This is a genomic window from Cytobacillus gottheilii (assembly GCF_900166665.1).
GTDB lineage: Bacteria > Bacillota > Bacilli > Bacillales > Cytobacillaceae > Cytobacillus > Cytobacillus gottheilii_A.
In genome coordinates, this window is the sequence record NZ_LT800494.1 from 4,332,867 (window position 1) to 4,334,330 (window position 1,464).

General features: G+C 53.1%; 1 rRNA gene (cut by a window edge). It reads right to left on the reverse strand.

The features are described from left to right. Positions 1 to 1,361 (reverse strand): 16S ribosomal RNA (locus B7E07_RS21185); it reaches 189 nt to the left of the window's first position. Positions 1,362 to 1,464 lie beyond the last annotated feature (103 nt).

The following is a 1,464-nucleotide window of genomic DNA, read 5'->3' on the forward strand; positions in this document are numbered from 1 at the left end:
CGATTACTAGCGATTCCGGCTTCATGCAGGCGAGTTGCAGCCTGCAATCCGAACTGAGAATGGTTTTATGGGATTGGCTAAACCTCGCGGTCTTGCAGCCCTTTGTACCATCCATTGTAGCACGTGTGTAGCCCAGGTCATAAGGGGCATGATGATTTGACGTCATCCCCACCTTCCTCCGGTTTGTCACCGGCAGTCACCTTAGAGTGCCCAACTGAATGCTGGCAACTAAGATCAAGGGTTGCGCTCGTTGCGGGACTTAACCCAACATCTCACGACACGAGCTGACGACAACCATGCACCACCTGTCACTCTGTCCCCCGAAGGGGAACGTCCTATCTCTAGGAGTGTCAGAGGATGTCAAGACCTGGTAAGGTTCTTCGCGTTGCTTCGAATTAAACCACATGCTCCACCGCTTGTGCGGGCCCCCGTCAATTCCTTTGAGTTTCAGCCTTGCGGCCGTACTCCCCAGGCGGAGTGCTTAATGCGTTTGCTGCAGCACTAAAGGGCGGAAACCCTCTAACACTTAGCACTCATCGTTTACGGCGTGGACTACCAGGGTATCTAATCCTGTTCGCTCCCCACGCTTTCGCGCCTCAGCGTCAGTTACAGACCAGAGAGTCGCCTTCGCCACTGGTGTTCCTCCACATCTCTACGCATTTCACCGCTACACGTGGAATTCCACTCTCCTCTTCTGCACTCAAGTCCCCCAGTTTCCAATGACCCTCCACGGTTGAGCCGTGGGCTTTCACATCAGACTTAAAGGACCGCCTGCGCGCGCTTTACGCCCAATAATTCCGGACAACGCTTGCCACCTACGTATTACCGCGGCTGCTGGCACGTAGTTAGCCGTGGCTTTCTGGTTAGGTACCGTCAAGGTACCGGCAGTTACTCCGGTACTTGTTCTTCCCTAACAACAGAGTTTTACGATCCGAAAACCTTCATCACTCACGCGGCGTTGCTCCGTCAGACTTTCGTCCATTGCGGAAGATTCCCTACTGCTGCCTCCCGTAGGAGTCTGGGCCGTGTCTCAGTCCCAGTGTGGCCGATCACCCTCTCAGGTCGGCTACGCATCGTTGCCTTGGTGAGCCGTTACCTCACCAACTAGCTAATGCGCCGCGGGCCCATCTGTAAGTGATAGCCGAAACCATCTTTCAGCTTAAGGACATGAGTCCAAAAGCATTATCCGGTATTAGCTCCGGTTTCCCGAAGTTATCCCAGTCTTACAGGCAGGTTGCCCACGTGTTACTCACCCGTCCGCCGCTGACTTCAGGGAGCAAGCTCCCATCCGTCCGCTCGACTTGCATGTATTAGGCACGCCGCCAGCGTTCGTCCTGAGCCAGGATCAAACTCTCCAAGAAAGAGTTGATTAGCTCTTGTGTACATAATGTACATTGTTGATTCCGAAGAATCTTTTTTAAACGTTGACGTTTTATTGTTCGTTCAGTTTTCAAAGAGCAATTT